Below are 17,102 nucleotides of genomic sequence, written 5' to 3'. Positions count from 1 at the left end.
AACTGACCCCGTCGCGGACAACAAGGACCAATGACATGAGCAAACAACTTCAAGACGCCTACATCGTCGCCGCCACCCGCACCCCGATCGGCAAGGCGCCGCGCGGCATGTTCAACAAGACCCGCCCGGACGACCTGCTGATCGCCGCGATCCGGGGCGCCATAGCCGCCGTGCCGGACCTCGATCCGGCGCTGATCGTCGACGCCGTGATCGGCTGCTCGTTTCCGGAAGCGGAGCAGGGCTTCAACATCGCGCGCCAGGCGGTGGTCATGGCCGGCCTGCCGAACACCGTGGGCGGCGTCACCGTCAACCGCTACTGTGCCTCCGGCATCACCGCGCTGGCGATGGCGGCCGACCGCATCCGCGTGGGCGAGGCCGACGTGATGATCGCCGGCGGCGTGGAATCGATGTCGATGGTGCCGATGATGGGCCATCATCCGTCGATCAACATGCGCGTGTTCGAGGACGAGAACGTCGGCCTGGCCTACGGCATGGGCCTGACCGCCGAAAAGGTCGCCACCCAGTGGAAGGTCTCGCGCGAAGACCAGGACGCGTTCGGCCTGGAATCGCACCGCAAGGCGATCGCCGCCCAGCAGGCCGGCCAGTTCAAGGACGAGATCACGCCGGTCGAGATCGTGACCCGCACGCCCAACCTGGCCAGCGGCCAGGTCGACGTGCAGCGCCGCACCGTCGACCAGGACGAAGGCCCGCGCGCCGACGCCAGCATCGAGTCGATGGCCAAGCTGAAGCCGGTGTTCGCGGCCAAGGGCTCGGTCACCGCCGCCACCTCGTCGCAGATGTCGGACGGCGCCGGCGCCCTGATCGTGGTCAGCGAAAAGATCCTCAAGGAGCACAACCTGACGCCGCTGGCCAAGTTCTCCTCGTTCGCCGTGCGCGGCGTGCCGCCGGAAGTCATGGGCATCGGCCCGAAGGCGGCGATTCCGGTGGCGCTAGCCGCGGCCGGCATCACCCAGGATCAACTGGACTGGATCGAGCTGAACGAAGCCTTCGCCGCGCAGGCGCTGGCGGTGATCCGCGACCTCGGCCTGGACCCGTCGAAGGTGAACCCGCTGGGCGGCGCCATCGCTCTCGGCCACCCGCTCGGCGCTACCGGCGCCATCCGCGCCGCCACCGTGGTGCACGCGCTGCGCCGCAACAGCCTGAAGTACGGCATGGTGACCATGTGCGTCGGCGCCGGCATGGGCGCGGCGGGCATCATCGAGCGCGTGTGATGCCGGCTTGATCGCTGTCGAAAAGGGCGCTGCGGGAACACCCCAGCGCCCTTTTTTAACGAACGTCGTTCCCGCGAAAGCGGGAACCCAAGCTGAGCGTATCGGAGAGACATCGCTCGCACCAAGGCATACGAACAACAAAGGAGCACCTGATGGACATCCTCGCCACCGCCGCCGACCACATCCTCACCCTCGAATTCAATCGTCCCCAGCGCAAGAACGCCATCACCGGCGCCATGTACACCGCGCTGGCCGAAGCCTTGCGCGCCGCCGACGCCGACCCGGCCATCCGCGCCATCCTCATCACCGGCAAGCCCGACATTTTCACCGCCGGCAACGACCTGGACGATTTCCTCAACAACGCGGGCGCAGGCGCCCTGGACGACGACCGCCCGGTGTTCCAGTTCATGCGCGCCCTGGAAAGCTGCACCAAGCCGGTGGTAGCGGCCGTGGCCGGCCTGGCGGTCGGCATCGGCACCACGCTGCTGATGCATTGTGACCTGGTCTACGCCGCCGAGAATGCGAAATTCTCGATGCCGTTCACCCAGCTCGGCCTGTGCCCGGAATTCGCCTCGTCGCTGCTGGTGGCGCAATCGGCCGGCTATACCCGGGCCGCCGAAAAGCTGCTGCTGGGCGAAGCCTTCGACGCCCAGGAAGCGCTCGGGATGGGCATCGTGGCCAGGGTGCTGCCGGCGGCCGAGCTGGCAGACTTCGCCCGGGGCCAGGCCGCCAAGCTGGCCAAGCTGCCGCCGGCCTCGGTGCGCACCACCAAGGCGCTGATGCGGCGCGCGCGCGCGGCGCTGGTGCAGGAAACCATCGCGGCCGAGAACGAGCGCTTCGGCGCCATGTTGAACGGCGACGAGGCCAAGGAAGCGTTCACCGCCTTCTTCGAAAAGCGCAAGCCGGACTTCAGCAAATTCGATTGATACGGCAGGCGCGCATGTTGTTGCAGGCATGTGAAATTTGACTGTGGAAACATCCTCAGCGAATAGTGCATTGTTTATTCAGTGTTAATATCGCGGATTACGACGGACGCGCCCCAGCGCGTCCACTGCCACCGCACTGCCACGCCGCCATGAAAATCCTCACCTTTTCCACCCTGTTCCCGAATGCCGCCAAGCCGCACCACGGCATCTTCACCGAGACCACGCTGCGCCACCAGCTGGCCACCGGAGAGATACAGGCCAAGGTGGTGGCGCCGGTGCCGTGGTTCCCGTTCACCCACAAGGCGTTCGGCCAGTACGGCGTGATGGCCAGGGCGCCCAAGGTGGAAACCCGCGTCGGCGTGGAGGTGTTCCACCCGCGCTACACGGTAATCCCGAAGGTCGGCATGTACCTGCAGCCGGCCGGCATCGCGCGCGCCGCCAAGCCGGTCATCGCGCGCATGATCGACGAGGGCTACGACTTCGACGTCATCGACGCCCATTATTTTTTCCCGGACGGCGTGGCCGCGGCCATGCTGGCGAAGTACTTCCGCAAGCCGCTGATCATCTCGGCGCTGGGCACCGACATCAATTTGATCCCGCAGTATCCGCGCGCGCGCAGCATGATCAAGTGGGCCGGCGAGCAGGCGACGCATTCGATCACCGTGTGCGAGGCGCTGCGCCGCGAGATGATCGGCTTCGGCATGGACGGCAGCCGCATCACCACGCTGCGCAACGGCGTCGACCTGGAACTGTTCCATCCGATCGACCGCGCGGCCGCGCGCAAGGAACTCGGCATGACCGACTTCACGCTGCTGTCGGTCGGCTACCTGGACCCGCGCAAGGGCCACGAACACATCATCGGCGCGCTGCCGCAACTGCCGGGCGTGCGCCTGCTGATCGCCGGCAGCGGGCCGGACAAGGCCAAGCTGGAAGCGGTGGCGACGGCCGCCGGCGTGGCCGAGCGCGTGACCTTCCTCGGCCCGCTGCCGCAGGACAAATTGCGCCAGTACTACGGCGCCGCCGATGCGCTGGTGCTGGCGTCCAGCCGCGAAGGCTGGGCCAACGTGCTGCTGGAGGCGATGGCCTGCGGCACGCCGGTGGTGGCAAGTAATGTGTGGGGCACGCCGGAAGTGGTGCGCGTGCCGGAATCCGGCGTGCTGATGCCGAGCCGCGATGCGGCCGGCGTCGCCGCCGGCGTGCAGCAGCTGCGCGCCAACTACCCGGACCACGCCGCCACGCGCGCCTATGCCGAGCTGTACAGCTGGGACGACACGACGCGCGGCCAGATCGACCTGTTCCGCCGGGCGGCGCAGCAGCCGATGCAAGCCAAGGCGCGCGCCACCGCGTCGGCATCCTGATGGCGGCCGTCGTGGAGCGCGCCGTGCCGCGCGCAGACGCGCCGCTGGTCGTGCATCTGGTGTACAGCTTCGAATGCGGCGGTTTGCAGACGCTGATCGCCGAGTGCATCAACCGCATGCCGGCACAGCATTACCGCCATGCGGTGGTCTGCCTCACCAACTACACCGAGTACGCGGAAAAGATCAGCCGGCCCGGCGTCGAACTGTATGCGCTGCACAAGCCGCCGGGGAACAGCCTGGCCACGCACCGCAAGCTGTGGGCGCTGCTGCGCAGGTTGCGGCCGGCGGTGATGCACACGTATAACGTCGGCACCATCGAATACAACGCCACCGCGCTGCTGGCCGGGGTGCCGCTGCGCATCCACGCCGAACACGGGCGCGACAGCGTCGAGATGGACGGCAAGCACAGTAAATACAACCTGCTGCGACGCCTGCTGACCCCGGCCATCCACGCCTATGTACCGGTGTCGGCCGACATCGCCGACTGGCTGCGCCAGACCATCGGCGTCCCGGCGCGCAAGATCGCGATGGTGCCGAACGGCGTCGATACCGTGCGTTATTCCCCGGGGCCGGCGGCGCAAGAGCAGGCACAGACGGTGTGCATCGGCACCGTCGGACGCAGCGACCGCATCAAGAACCACGCCGGACTGCTGGACGCGTTCGCGCTGCTGCTGCAACGCTTTCCGGCGCCGCAGTACGACTTGCGCCTGGCGATCGTCGGCGACGGTCCGCTGCTGCAGACGCTGCGCGAGCGGGTGGCGCGGGAAAGCTGGGCCGAGCGCGTCTGGCTGCCGGGCGCGCGCGCCGACGTGGCCGAGGTGATGCGCGGCTTTTCCGTGTTCGTGCTGCCCTCGCTGTCCGAGGCGACCCCGGTGACGATCCTGGAAGCGATGGCGACCGGGCTGCCGGTGGTGGCCAGCCGCGTCGGCGGCGTGCCGCAGCTGGTGCAGGAGGGGCAGACCGGCATGCTGGTGCCGCCCACCGACGCGCAGGCGCTGGCCGATGCGCTGGCGGCCTACGTCATCGATCCCACGCTGCGCAGCCGCCACGGCGCCGCCGGGCGCGCCTTCGTCGAGCAGCGCTTCAGCGTGGACGCGATGGTGGCGGGCTACGATGCGCTGTACGGCGGGCGGCACGTGGCTGCTTGATGTCGCCAACAACTCGTCGTCCCCGCGAAGGCGGGACCCATGCTGATTAACGATGTTCGATCATCGGGAGTACATCGAGTGCTTCAAATGTCGCGACTCGGGATGCTCAGCATGGATCCCCGCCTGCGCGCACTAGTGTCCGGGATATTAATTCCATAAAGACTCTATAAATAGAATCGTCGTTCCCGCGCAGGCGGGAATCCATACTGAGTGTGCTAACTTCATCGATCTGAGTCACCGAGTTAGTAACAAATTATCGAATTCTTTTAGTTTCTATGGGTCCCCGCCTTCGCGGGGACGACGGTTTTCCCCTATGACGGGTCTATTTAAGGCAGCAAAAATTATTCCGGACAGCAGTGCACCTGCGCGGGGAGTCGTTTCAGGCAGTGCCTGGAACGACGGTCTATAGGCTCACATCCACCCGCGCATAGAACGAGCGCCCATTGATGCCGAACGGGCAGGTCTCCCAGCAATACGTAAAACCCAGCTGCGGGAAGGGCGCGGCGCGCACCGGGTCCCATTTGGTCGGGAAGGTGTTGAAAAGGTTGTTGGCGCCGACGCTGACGCTGGTCGACTTGCTAAAACTGTAGCGCGCGGTGGCGTCGAGGATCCACTTGGCGCCCCAGGTCTGCACGAACGGCGCGGTGAAACCCTGTCCCTGGACTTCGCCGTAGTAGTTGGCGCGCAGGTTGCCGTTCCACGGGCCGGTGGTGTAGTCGGCCGACAGCACGTGGTGCTGGCGCGGCTGGCCGCGTTCGATCAGCGTCACCTGGGCGTCGTCGAACAGCTGGGCGCCGCTCAGCACCGGCGACAGCGAGTGGCGGTTCTTGACCTTCGTGCGGTTGAAATCGAACTGGCCGGACAGCACCAGCGTCGAACCGGTCCAGCGCGTGGTGTGCTCGGCCACGATGTCCAGGCCGCGCGTGCGCGTGTCGATGGCGTTGGTGAAGAACTGCGCCTGGCCGACTTTCAACGGGTCGAGGATGGCCTTGACCGGGCAGGCCGCGGCGGTGATGCAGGCGCCGCTCTCGGGTGCGATGTTCGAGGAGAACACGATGCGGTCGTCGATGTCGATGCCCCACAGGTCGGCGGTCAGCGAGAAATTCGGCAGCGGGCGCAGCACCAGGCCGACGCTGGCGTTCTTCGAGGTCTCTTCCTTCAGGTTCGGGATGCCGAAGGCGCGCGTGACGGCGCTGCCTTCGCGCGCCGTGAGCGTCTCGGTCAGCACGCCGGCGCCGTTCAGGTTGGTCGAGACCGAGCTGTAGAACTTCTGCTGCACGCTGGGCGCGCGGAAACCGGTGGACACGGTGCCGCGCAGGCCCACGGTCTTACTGGGGTCGTAGCGCAGGCTCAGCTTGCCGGTGGTGGTGCTGCCGAAGTCCGAGTATTTTTCCCAGCGCACGGCCGCGCCCAGCAGCAGTTCCTTGGTCAGATTGTGTTCGAGGTCGGCGTACAGCGCGATGTTGTGGCGGCTGTCGTCGACCGCGGTGGCAGGGGTGTAGCCGGGGAAGCCCTGGGTGCCCGAGGCCGCGGCGCCGCCGACCTGGTCGCGGATGACGATGGCCGGATTGTTGGTACGGCCGTACTGGTAGGAGACCGGGTCGCCGGCCTCGATCGCATAGCCGTCGCGCCGGTACTCGAAGCCGGTCGCGAACGACAGCTGGCGTCCGGCCAGCGTCACTGGGCCGCGCAGGTCGGCATTGACCGTGGTCTGGCGGAATTTCAGGGCGCCGGTGTCGGCTTCCAGGGGCGAGGCGGCGTAGATGCCGCCGCCCGGCTTCGGCTCGTACCAGTAGCTGACGTTGATGGTCTCCTTTTCGTGGAAATCGAGTTCGCTGCGGCCGTGGTTGACGGACAGGTCGGCTTTCCAGCCGTCGGCCAGGTCGCGCCGGTAGCCGATGGCCAGCGAAGCATCCTTGACGGTCGTGCGGATGTTGGGCAGGAAGCCGTTCGGATACACGGCGGGCACGGTACGGCCGTCGCCGGCCGAGCGGAAGAAGCCGGCCGAGTCGCCGGTGCGGTGCGAGACGCCGCCGAACGCGTAGAACTCGCCCTCGGCCGCCACCGGCAGCGCCGCGTTGTACCAGAAGTACTTGTCCTTGGCCAGGCTGTCGCCGATGCGCTGGGTGACGCGCGGCGGGTTCACGCGCAGCGTGTCCACGCCGGCGCGGTTGGTTTCGCCGCGGCGGCGGCCCTCGGCGGTGAGATTCAGGTAGCCGCCGTCGTTGCCGATCTTAAAACCCTGGTTGGCGCTGGCCGAGACCAGCGCGCCGCCGCCCTCGCTGGTACCGCCGCCGGTCGCGGACAGCTGTGTTTCACTCGTCTGCTGCTTGAGCACGATGTTGATCACGCCGGCGATCGCGTCCGACCCGTACTGGGCGGCGGCGCCGTCGCGCAGCACCTCGATGCGCTGGATCGCCGACATCGGGATCGCGTTGATGTCGGTGCCGGCCGAGCCGCGCCCGATGGTCTGCTGCACGTTGACCAGCGCTTGCTGGTGGCGGCGCTTGCCGTTGACCAGCACCAGGATCTGGTCGGGCCCCAGCGAGCGCAGGGTGGCGGGGCGGATGATGTCGGTGCCGTCGCTGATGAAGGTCGAGGAAAAGTTGAACGACGGGTCGAGCGTCTGCAGCAGCTTGCCCAGTTCCAGCGGTCCGGCCGTCTGCAAGTCCTTGGCGCCGATCAGGCCGACCGGCGCGGCGGCATCGAGCGCCGTGCGCGCCGCGCCGCGCGAGCCGAGCACCACCACCGAGGCCATGGCCGGATCGTCGGCCGGACGCGCGTCGGCGGCGCTGGACTGGGCTTGCTGGGCTTGTTGGGCTTGCTGGGCATGCGCCGGCGCGAAGGCCAGCAGCAGGGCGGAAGCGAGGAAGGTGAAGGTGAAACCCGGTGCGGCGGCTTGTCTCGTCATGGCGTTCTCTCTTGATTGTTATGCAGGACGCAAGGAGTCTACGAGGCAGCATCGATATGAACAATTGTTAACTGGTGAGCGTTGTAAATAGGTAAATAACTGTCAATATTGCTTGTTGTGCCAACACAGGATTCGCTATGCTCGGTAGAGTCGGCCGCTCTATCGGGCAAGGATTTTTACCGGCGAGCTGGCCGCGCATGCCGCCTGTCAATTGTGACATTTGGCGAGAATGTCCGGTGGACGCGGCCATCGCCGTCCCATTGACCCTTGTCGCACGCCCGTCATGCGACGTTGGTATCGTCTCCGCTTCGCGCCACGCGCAGCGCCGCCGTCATGTGTGCCTCGTCCGGCGCCGACACGGTAGAGTGGTCGCCATCAAAAGGAGAAAAACAATGGAATCCGAAATCAAGCTGGCGGTCGACGCCGCCAGTGCCAGCCAGATCAAGAAAAGCCCGGTACTACGCACCGACGGCGCTTCCAAGCCGCAGGAACAGGAACACGTCGACCGTTATTTCGACAGCGCCGCCTTCGACCTGTGGCAGCACGGCTTCGCGCTGCGCGTGCGCAGCAGCGGCGGCCGCCACGTGCAGACCCTGAAGGGCGGCGGCGACGCGCTGGCCGGCCTGCACCGCCGTACCGAGCTGGAAAGCGAGATCGCGTCCGAGACGCCGGACCAGGCCGTGCTGCACGAACAGCTGCGCCAGGCGCTGCCGGACCTGGCCAGGCACCTCGACGGACAGGGTCTGGCGCTGGACACGGTGTTCGTCAACCGCAGCAAGCGCACCAGCTGGATGCTGGCGCTGGCGGACGGTACCCGGGTCGAATGCGCGTTCGACAGCGGAGAACTGCGGCGCGGCGACAAGAGCGCGCCGGTGCGCGAGCTGGAACTGGAGATCAAGGAAGGCGACCCGGCCCGCCTGTACGAGCTGGCGCGCCAGGTGCACGCGGCGACGCCGGTGCGCATCGAGCATGCCAGCAAGGCCGAACGCGGCTACCAGCTGGCCGGCGCGGTGGCGCCGCAGGCGGTCAAGGCGGCCAAGGTGCGCGTCAAGCGCAAGGCCAGCATGGCGCAAGCGCTGGCGGCGATCCTGGCCAACTGCCTGCAGCAGATGCAGGCCAACGAACGCGGCGTGCTGGCCGGCGACGTCGAGGGCCTGCACCAGATGCGCGTCGGCCTGCGCCGCCTGCGCGCCGCGCTGGCGATGGTGGACAGGATGGTGCAGCTGCCGCAGCTGCTGCGCGACGACATCGAATGGCTGGCCGGCGAACTCGGCGACGCGCGCAACTGGGACGTGTTCATCGAGTCGGTGCTGCCGGGACTGCCGCTGCCGGACGAACATCAAGGCGCCATGGAGCGGGTACGGGTGGCGGCGCGCGAGGAAGCCCAGCGCCATCACGGCAAGGTGCGCTCGGCGGTGAGCAGCGCGCGCTACACCGGCCTGCTGCTGGGACTGGGCGCCTGGCTGGCCGGCAAGGGCTGGGAGCAGGACGGGCTCGATGCCGAGGCGCTGGCGCGCAAGGTGTCGAAGGCGGCGCCGCAGCTGGTGCAGCACGCCTCCGCGCGCGTGCGCAAGCGCGCCCGCGGCCACGACCTGGGCCGGCCGGAATGCCTTCACAAGGTGCGCATCGCCGCCAAGAAGGAACGCTATGCGCGCGAGTTCTTCGATGCGCTCGACCACGGCAAGAAGGCGGCGCGCCGGCACGACCTGCTGGCCGGCATGCAGGACGAGCTCGGCCTGATCAACGACAGCTTCGTCGCGCGCGGCCTGGTGGAGCAGTTGCGCGCACGGCTGCCGCAGGAACCGGCGCTGCTCGGCTTCATCGACGGCGTGCTGGCGGCGCGCGCGGCGCAGGCGCTGCCGCTGGCGCGCAAGCACGTGAAAGGCCGCCTGCGCGGACGTGCCGGATTCTGAGTTGGCTGGATTGTCGCGCCGGGCTGCTGGCGAGCCCGCGGCATGACATCGATGAGTGAACTCCGTCACGTCGTCCCCGCGAAGGCGGGGACGACGGTATCTCTGCGGGTTATCCGTTATCGAAATCCGCTCGGACAGCACTGCGCTTGCAGCAGTGTCACGCCTTCACCGCTAAAAACTCGCCTTTCCCCACCGGCACCAGGCTAACCGTGAACCCCGCGTCGCCACGCACCGCATCCATGAATTCCGCCATCTCGTGCGCATGCGAGGTGGCGTTATCGACCACCAGCAGCCCGCCGGCGCGCAGCACGCGCTTGATGTGCGGCCACCAGGCCAGGTAGGCGCTGCGCTGCGAGTCGAGGAACAGCAGGTCGAAGGCGCCGTCGTCCAGGTTCGCCAGCAGTGCGCCGGCATCGCCTTCGCGCTGGTCCACGACCGCCTGCAGGCCGGCGCGCGCGACGTTGTTGCGCGCCATGGCGACCTTGGCGGGCGCCAGTTCCACCGTGGTCACCATACCGCCGGTGGCGGTAGCGGCGTCGGCCAGCCACAGTGTGGAATAAGCGTTCGAGGTGCCGATCTCGAGGATGCGGCGCGCGCCGGTCGCCTTGACCAGCAGCGCCAGGAATGCGCCGGTGTCCGGGGTGATGTTGAGCATGCGGGTGGCGCGGTTGGCGGCGTCGCCGTCGTGGGCGTCGCCGAAGGCGGCGAGTTCGTCGAGCAGGGTGGTGAGGCTGGGGTGCACGGCGGTCTCCTGTGGTGAACGTTGGACCGTACATGGTGCCACAACAGCCGGCCGCCGGTGGCTGGGCGGCCGTTCGAAGATGGTGCCGGTATGTTTCCCGACCGCCGGCGCCGGTAGGGCGGCCATGCCGCCGTGCTCAGGGAGCGAGACGGATTCTGACGGTGGAATGTGACGCGCGTTTGACGCGCGGGTGACACGTGCGTGACCTCGCCACCGTCGTTCCCGGCCTTGACGGCCCCTTGGCGGTGGTCCATGCGGCGTGTCCAAAATTAGAATCTTGGAACGATCTGGGTAGTTCTTGAAATACCGAATTTTGTTGCTCAGTATGGGTCCCCGCCTTCGCGGGGACGACGTGTCGGGATGGCGCGTCAGTGAGGGCGCCGCGTCAGGGCGCGCCGCCGGCGTTGCCCGGCTTGAGTTCTTCTCCCCACTTGCGCAGCAGGCCGGCCAGCGTCGGCGTGCTGCGGGTCTGCGGCGCCAGCAGGGCCACCGCGGCCTGCAGCGCCTTGTCGTCGCGGGTGCCGAACATGCGCGTGCTCTCGACCGGATTGTGGCCGACCGCGGTGGGCGCCGCGCTTGCGCCGGTGGACGCCGGCAGGTGGTTGGCCAAGTCCGATTCGCGCAGCAGCAGGTCGTCCTGCGCGCCTGCCTTGGGCGCGACTACGATGTCGGGCGTCACGCCTTGCGCCTGGATCTCGCGGCCCTTCGGCGTGAAGTAGCGCGCTACGGTGAACTTGATGCCGCTGTCCGGCCCCAGCGGGATCACCGATTGGATCGAGCCCTTGCCGAAGGTCTGGGTGCCGACCACGGTGGCGCGGCGCTGGTCCTGCAGCGCGCCGGCTACCAGTTCCGCGGCCGAGGCCGAGGCGCCGTTGACCAGCACCGTGAGCGGCACGCTGCGGGTCCAGGCGGGCAGGCCGGCCAGCACGTCGGCTTCGCCGGGTTCCTGGTAGTAGCGCTGGTCGACGGTGACGGTGGCGTTGGCCCCGGCGACCTGGCCGCGCGCCGAAAACAGTTCGGTGCCGGGTTCGAGGAAGGCGCCGGCCACCGCCACGCCGGCCGACACCAGGCCACCCGGATCGTTGCGCAGGTCGAGGATCAGGCCGCGCGGCGCTTCCTTGGCGGCGTCCAGTTTTTTCAGCGCCGCCGCCAGCTCGGCGCCGGTGGCGCCGCCGAATTCGGCCACGCGGATCCAGGCCAGGCCGGGCGCCGCCATGCTCACGCGCACGGTGGCGTTGTTCAGCGCCGCGCGCGTCAGGCGCAGCGTGCGCAGGCGGTTGCCGCGCGCTACCCCGAGCGCCACCACCGAGCCGGGCGCGCCGTGCATGCGCCGCGCCACCTCGGTATTCGACAAGCCGGCGATGGCCTTGCCGTCGATCGCCACCAGGATGTCGCCGGCGGCGATGCCGGCGCGCTCGGCCGGGCTGTCCTCGGCGCTCGACACCACGCGCATGCGGTCGCGGTCGACCTCGACCTCGATGCCGACGCCGACGTAGCGGCCGGTGTTGGTGCGGTCGAGCTCGCGCATGTCGTCCTTGTTCAGGTATTGCGAGTGCGCGTCCAGCGAGGCCAGCATGCCGGCGATGGCGCCGTCGAACAGCTTGTTGTCGTCGGCCTGGCCGACGTAGTTGCGCTTGATGAGCGCATAGGCCGACAGCAGCTTTTCCACTTCCGCCTGCGGCAGCGCCAGCGGCGCGCTCAGGGTTTGTACAGTAGCGGCGGGTGGCTCAGCCGCGCCGCGCGTGGGCGGTGTGTCTTCGGCCTGCGCCGGCATGCCGGCGATGAGCAGGGTGGCGCCGGCGGCCAGGGCGGCGGCGGCGGCGCGCTGCCATCCGTGGCGGCGCTGCATGAGGTGTTTGGTCGTGCTTGTCATCGTGGCTCCTTGTACTTGCGGCCATTCTGGCGCGGACGCCTGTTAAGCGGGGTAGGGGACGGTAAATGTAGGTAAATGGACGGTAACAAATTGCCAATCACGTTCGTAGGGACGTGTTGTACCCGACAGCCGGCGGGCCGCTTTCGCTTGTTCCCCATGGCAAAAAGCACCGATAATCCTTCCTTTGCGGCCGCACGCTGCCGCCAGACAGGAGATGTCAGTGCAAGACCACGAACGAGATCACGAGCGCAGCCAGCAGGCTGCACAGGCCGGCGAACCCGCCAGCCCGTCGCGCCGCCGGATGTTCCAGGCCGCGGCGGCGGTCGGCCTGTCCGCCGGTGCCGGCCAGGCGGACGCCGCCGCCGCCAAGCCGGGCGCCGCCAAGGCGCACAAGCCGGCGCCCGGTTCGCTGGACGCCAAGCTCAAGGCCAACGTCAAGAACGTGGTCGTGATCTACCTGGAAAACCGCAGCTTCAACAACCTGTTCGCCGATTTCCCGGGGCTGGCGCAGCCGTTGGCGGCGCTGCCGGCCTCGGCCGCGGTACAAAAGGACCGCGACGGCACGCCCTTGTCCGAACTGCCGAAGATCTGGGGCGGCATGGTGCCGGCACGCCAGAACCTGGGCGGCAAGGATTACCTGATCAAGGAAGAGCAGGTCCACGGCCTGCCGAATGCGCCGTTCAAGCTGGCCGATACCGACGGCAAGCCGCTGCCGGAAGGCATCGTCACGCGCGACCTGTGCCACCTGTTCTACCACAACCAGATGCAGATCAACGGCGGCAAGAACGACGGTTTCGTCGCCTGGGCCGACAGCGGCGGCCTGGTCATGGGCCGCTACGGCGACACGTCGAAGAACCTGGGCTTGTGGCAGATCGCGCGCGAGTTCACGCTGTGCGACAATTTTTTCATGGCGGCCTTCGGCGGTTCCTACCTGAACCACCAATTCCTGATCAGCGGACGGGTGCCGGAATACTTCGACGCGGCCGCGACCCCGGCGAAAAAGAAGATCGCGGTGCTGGAAGACGGTCCCACCGGCCACCGCCTGGCGCTGGCCCCCGATTCTCCCAAATCGGCATTGGAGGGCAAGCCGAAGTTCGTCAACGCCGGCGCCATCACGCCGGACGGCTACGCGGTGAACACCATGGCGCCGCCGTACCAGCCGAGCTGGGTGCGCCCGGCGCCGGGCGACGACGCCGCCACCGCCGATCCGCAGGATCCGTCGGTGCTGCCGCCGCAGACCTACCATACGATCGGCGACCTGCTGAGCGAGCGCGGCATCGGCTGGGCCTGGTATGGCGGCGCCTGGCAGGCGGCGCTGGACGGCCGCGGCGAGGGCGCGCGCCCGAACTTCCAGCACCACCACCAGCCCTTCAATTACTTCAAGCAGTTTGCGCCGGGCACCGCCGCGCGCGCCGAACACATCCGCGACGGCGGCCTGGGCGACAGCCCGATCTCGAACAAGTTCATCGCCGACGCGGTCGCCGGCAAGCTGCCGCCGGTCGCTTTCTACAAGCCGCAAGGCAACCTCAACCTGCACGCCGGTTATTCGGACATCGAGAGCGGCGACGCCCACGTCGCCAACGTGATCGAGCACCTGAAGAAATCGCCGCAGTGGAAGGACATGGTGGTCGTCATCACCTTCGACGAGAACGGCGGCTGGTGGGACCACGTGGCCCCGCCCAAGGGCGACCGCTGGGGACCGGGCACGCGCATTCCGGCGATCGTCGTGTCGCCGTTCGCCAAGAAGGGCGCGGTGGACCACAATTTCTACGATACGACCTCGATCATGCGCTTCATCACGCGCCTGCACGACCTGCCCCTGCTGGAAGGCCTGGCCGCGCGCAACGCCGCCTTCGCCGAGCGCGGCGCACGCGGGCCGGGCGACCTGACCGGAACGCTCAGTTTCCGCTGATCCGGGGCAGCGCAACGAAACAGCGGCGCGCCATGCCGCATCGTCACATCAAGCGACCTGCACAGGTCGCTTTTTTTATTTGCATAGTTTGATTTCGCATAAAAAGTTTCCTATCGGCTAACGCGCGCGGGTTTCTCGAACACGGCGATACACTGCGTCATGGCCGTTGTCATTTGAATACGAGCTTGCGCATGGCCAGGCCGTCAAGCGCCCACATTCATATTTCATTATTCGTAGTTCGATCAGGAGAACAAAATGCAAAACAATAAAACCTTGAAGGGACTGCTGGCCGTGTCGGCCGTGGCCGCCATGTTCAGCGCATTCGGCGTCCAGGCGCAAACCGCGACCTCGACCACGTCGCCGACCACCACCAGCCAGGGCAAGCAGAACATGGCCGGCAAGGTCACGACGAACGGCGCCATCGACAACACCAACAGCACCGGCATGGAAAACCGCGACGTGCCGAACCGCGCATCGAACATGAGCGGATCGAGCGGCTCGGGCAGCATGTCCTCGGGCCAGTCGATGAACGACACCGGTTCGACCAACATGTCGGGCAAGACCACCAAGGACGGCGCCGTCGGCAACACCAATAGCCAGGGCATGGAAAACCGCACCGGCGCCAGCCGTTCGAGCGGCGCCAGCGGCGCGGCCGGCCAGACCGCTTCGGGCGGCACCAAGCTGAGCGCGGGCGACCAGAAAATCCTGAAGGACATGGCGATCGCCGACATGGCCGAAGTCGAGGGCGGCAAGCTGGCCCAGAGCAAAGGCCAGAGCGCCGAGGTGAAAGCCTTCGGCCAGCAGATGATCGACGACCACAGCGCCAACCTGACCGAAGTCAAGGCCCTGGCCGACGCGCGCGGCGTGACCCTGCCAACCGAACCGGACGCCAAGCACAAGCAGATGGCCGCCAAGCTGGAAAAAATGGACGGCGCCGCCTTCGACAAGGCCTACATGACCCAGGCCGGCGTGCAGGACCACAAGACCGTCCACGCCAAGCTGGTGACCGCCTCCAAGCAAGCCAAGGATCCGGAACTGAAGGCCCTGGTCGACAAGACCGAACCGGTGGTCGCCCAGCACCTGAAGTCGGCACAACAAATGCCGATGGCCAAGTCGGGTACCACGGCCGGCAAGTAAGCCGTAGTGCAAAGCAGAAAATGATGCCGGTTTCGGCAGCCATGTAAGAAAGTAGCTGCGTCGTCCCCGCGAAGGCGGGGACCCATGCTGAGCATCCACAGTTGGTATTTCTAAAATATCCCAGTTGCTTCAATGGTAATGAATTCTATTACTCAGTATGGGGTAAAGAATGCAGTGGCATTCTTTACCCTGCGCGGGGACGACGAGCTATGGGTTGAAGCAGAGATAACGATTATCTTGGATAGCAGTGCGCAAAGGCGGGGACCCAAGCTCGGCATCGGAAGTCAGTCAATCAGCGGTCCGCTGCTTATGTCGAAGCAGCGGACCGCTGTGCTTTAAAGCTACCGGCTCAACAGATACGCACTGATATCCAGCGCATCCTTCTCGCTCACTCCCATGTTCGGCATGGTCGTGTGCGGATCGACCCCCTGCGGATCGCGGATCCAGCGCACCAGGTTGGCCTGGTCGTTGGGCAGCGTCCCGTTGATGAAGCGCCGCTTGGCCAGGTCGTCCAGCGGCCGCCCGACATACACGCTGGAGCCGGTGATGCCCGGGATCATGTGGCAGGCGCGGCACGCGTACTGGTTGAGCGCCAGCTTGCCGCGCAGCGGATCGCCCTGCACGCCGGCCGGCGCACGGGCGCCGCCGTCGCAGGCGGCCAGCAAGGCCAGCGCCGCGGCGGCGCCCAGCAGGCGCATGGTGGTGGCGCCCATCATTTGCGCTCCTGCGGTGGCTGCCGCTGTGGCGCCGGCTGCGATTCCTGCTGCAAACCCGGCCGTGGTTCCGGCTGCGGTTTCATGTACTGGGGCGAGCGTTTCAATTCCTGCTCCTGCGCCTGCCCGCGGGCGTCGCCGCGCCGGGCCGGGGCGCCGTCGGCGGCAAAGGCCGTCAGCGCGCGGTACTGCCGCGCGTCCAGCGTCGGCATGGCCGCCACGAAGGCGACCACGGCCCAGGTTTCCGCTTCGCTCAGGTGCAGGTCCCAGGCCGGCATGCCGCTCATCTTGATGCCGTGGCGCGTGATCCAGTACAGCTCGCGCGCGCGCCAGCGCGAACTGGCGTCGACCAGCGGACCCGGCACCGGTTGCATGCTCATGCCGTGCTGCGCCTGCGCGAAGCCGGGGCCGCCGTGGCACTGGGCGCAGTTGTCGCGGTACAGGGCGGCGCCGCGCAGGATCTGCTGCGGCTGGCGCAGGTCCGGTTCGGCCACGTCGCGGGCGTAGCGCCGCACCGAATAGTGCATGCCCTGTTCCAGCAGCGTGTAGACCGGCTGCCAGTGCTGGGTGGTGGCGCTGATGTCGTACCAGCCGGCGCGCAGCACCACCAGGCCGGCGGCCGCGCCGAGCACGCCTGCGCCGAGCAGGGTGAAGGCGGCGGTCTTGACGACCAGGCGGGTGCGCGATGAAAGCATGGAGGTTGGCAAAAACGTATCGTGTTAAAAAAGTGTCATTACGTCCTGTATTATAAAAGTCATCCGCTTATCGTGATTCCAACCGTGCCCAGCCTCACCGCCTCTGCCGTCCGCCGCCCGTTCGCCGCCCTCACGCACCATGCCGTCCTGCCGTCTGTCCTGGCGTGCGCCTTCCTGCTGGCCGCCTGCAAGGAGCCTGGCGCGCAGCCCGGCAACGCCGCGCCCGGCGGCGCCGCCACTGTCCAGGCGGGCACGGCGTTGGGCGACGCAGCGACCGGAAAACGCCTGATGGCGCAATACCAGTGCGGCGCCTGCCACGCCATTCCGGGCGTGCAGGGGGCGGGCGGCGGCGCCGGTCCTTCGCTGGAGCACATGGGCAGCCTCAGCTACATCGCCGGGCGCATCCCCAACAACGGCGGCAATATGGTGGCCTGGCTGCGCGATCCGCCGGCACTAAAACCCGGCACGCCGATGCCGGCGCTGGGCTTGTCGGAACAGGAGGCGCGCCACATGGCGGCCTACCTGCGCACTTTGAAATGAGC

13 protein-coding genes are annotated in these 17,102 nt (G+C 67.5%); 8 read left to right on the top strand and 5 right to left on the bottom strand.

Features of this window, described 5'->3' with window-relative positions; genetic code table 11:
- Positions 1 to 35 precede the first annotated feature (35 nt).
- The 4 genes from HH212_RS05705 (at position 36) to HH212_RS05690 (ending at position 4,664) form a co-directional block, all read left to right on the top strand.
- Positions 36 to 1,232, top strand: a complete 1,197-nt coding sequence (locus tag HH212_RS05705; protein WP_169434521.1) for an acetyl-CoA C-acyltransferase — start codon at positions 36 to 38, stop codon at positions 1,230 to 1,232.
- A gap of 152 nt (positions 1,233 to 1,384) precedes the next feature.
- Positions 1,385 to 2,158 carry an enoyl-CoA hydratase gene (locus HH212_RS05700; protein WP_169434519.1) on the top strand — a complete coding sequence of 258 codons (774 nt, stop codon included), beginning with the start codon at positions 1,385 to 1,387 and terminating at the stop codon, positions 2,156 to 2,158.
- Positions 2,159 to 2,307: 149 nt separating this feature from the next.
- Complete coding sequence (locus HH212_RS05695; RefSeq protein ID WP_169434517.1) at positions 2,308 to 3,516, top strand: glycosyltransferase family 4 protein; 1,209 nt, start codon at positions 2,308 to 2,310, stop codon at positions 3,514 to 3,516.
- Entirely contained in the window at positions 3,516 to 4,664 is a 1,149-nt protein-coding gene (locus HH212_RS05690; RefSeq protein WP_169434515.1) for a TIGR03088 family PEP-CTERM/XrtA system glycosyltransferase, read from the top strand. The genes HH212_RS05695 and HH212_RS05690 overlap by 1 nt, the downstream gene beginning before the upstream one ends.
- Before the next feature lie 403 nt (positions 4,665 to 5,067).
- Here HH212_RS05690 and HH212_RS05685 read toward each other — a convergent pair whose 3' ends face one another.
- Positions 5,068 to 7,575: a TonB-dependent receptor plug domain-containing protein gene (locus HH212_RS05685; protein WP_169434514.1), complete on the bottom strand. Its 2,508-nt coding sequence runs from the start codon at positions 7,573 to 7,575 to the stop codon at positions 5,068 to 5,070.
- A 392-nt stretch (positions 7,576 to 7,967) separates the two neighbouring features.
- Between HH212_RS05685 and HH212_RS05680 the strand changes: the two genes are divergently transcribed.
- Positions 7,968 to 9,488 (top strand): CYTH and CHAD domain-containing protein, encoded by a 1,521-nt coding sequence (locus tag HH212_RS05680; protein ID WP_169434512.1) that lies wholly within the window; start codon positions 7,968 to 7,970, stop codon positions 9,486 to 9,488.
- Positions 9,489 to 9,645: 157 nt separating this feature from the next.
- Here the strand turns inward: HH212_RS05680 and HH212_RS05675 are convergent, their stop codons facing one another.
- A complete protein-coding gene (locus HH212_RS05675) occupies positions 9,646 to 10,230 on the bottom strand; it encodes an O-methyltransferase (protein WP_229217592.1) in 585 nt (194 codons plus the stop codon).
- 385 nt (positions 10,231 to 10,615) lie between these two features.
- Positions 10,616 to 12,103 carry a S41 family peptidase gene (locus HH212_RS05670; protein WP_169434509.1) on the bottom strand — a complete coding sequence of 496 codons (1,488 nt, stop codon included), beginning with the start codon at positions 12,101 to 12,103 and terminating at the stop codon, positions 10,616 to 10,618.
- Positions 12,104 to 12,317: 214 nt separating this feature from the next.
- On the opposite strand from HH212_RS05670, the gene HH212_RS05665 reads away from it, so the two are divergent.
- A complete protein-coding gene (locus HH212_RS05665) occupies positions 12,318 to 14,015 on the top strand; it encodes an acid phosphatase (protein ID WP_169434507.1) in 1,698 nt (565 codons plus the stop codon).
- Positions 14,016 to 14,270: 255 nt separating this feature from the next.
- A complete protein-coding gene (locus HH212_RS05660; protein WP_169434505.1) occupies positions 14,271 to 15,152 on the top strand; it encodes a DUF4142 domain-containing protein in 882 nt (293 codons plus the stop codon).
- 341 nt (positions 15,153 to 15,493) lie between these two features.
- Here HH212_RS05660 and HH212_RS05655 read toward each other — a convergent pair whose 3' ends face one another.
- Both HH212_RS05655 and HH212_RS05650 read right to left on the bottom strand, forming a co-directional pair.
- Positions 15,494 to 15,868 carry a c-type cytochrome gene (locus HH212_RS05655; RefSeq protein ID WP_229217590.1) on the bottom strand — a complete coding sequence of 125 codons (375 nt, stop codon included), beginning with the start codon at positions 15,866 to 15,868 and terminating at the stop codon, positions 15,494 to 15,496.
- On the bottom strand, positions 15,865 to 16,560 hold the full coding sequence (locus HH212_RS05650) for a c-type cytochrome (protein WP_169434503.1): 696 nt from the start codon (positions 16,558 to 16,560) through the stop codon (positions 15,865 to 15,867). Before HH212_RS05650 ends, HH212_RS05655 begins: the two co-directional genes overlap by 4 nt.
- Before the next feature lie 84 nt (positions 16,561 to 16,644).
- Between HH212_RS05650 and HH212_RS27235 the strand changes: the two genes are divergently transcribed.
- The gene (locus tag HH212_RS27235) at positions 16,645 to 17,100 is read left to right on the top strand and encodes a c-type cytochrome (RefSeq protein WP_229217589.1); all 456 of its coding nucleotides are present in this window, start codon (positions 16,645 to 16,647) and stop codon (positions 17,098 to 17,100) included.
- Positions 17,101 to 17,102: the final 2 nt, after the last annotated feature.

The organism is Massilia forsythiae (assembly GCF_012849555.1).
Taxonomy (GTDB): Bacteria; Pseudomonadota; Gammaproteobacteria; order Burkholderiales; family Burkholderiaceae_D; genus Telluria; species Telluria forsythiae.
The sequence above is the reverse complement of the archived record's forward strand: the minus strand, read 5'-3'. Positions and strand labels throughout refer to the sequence as shown.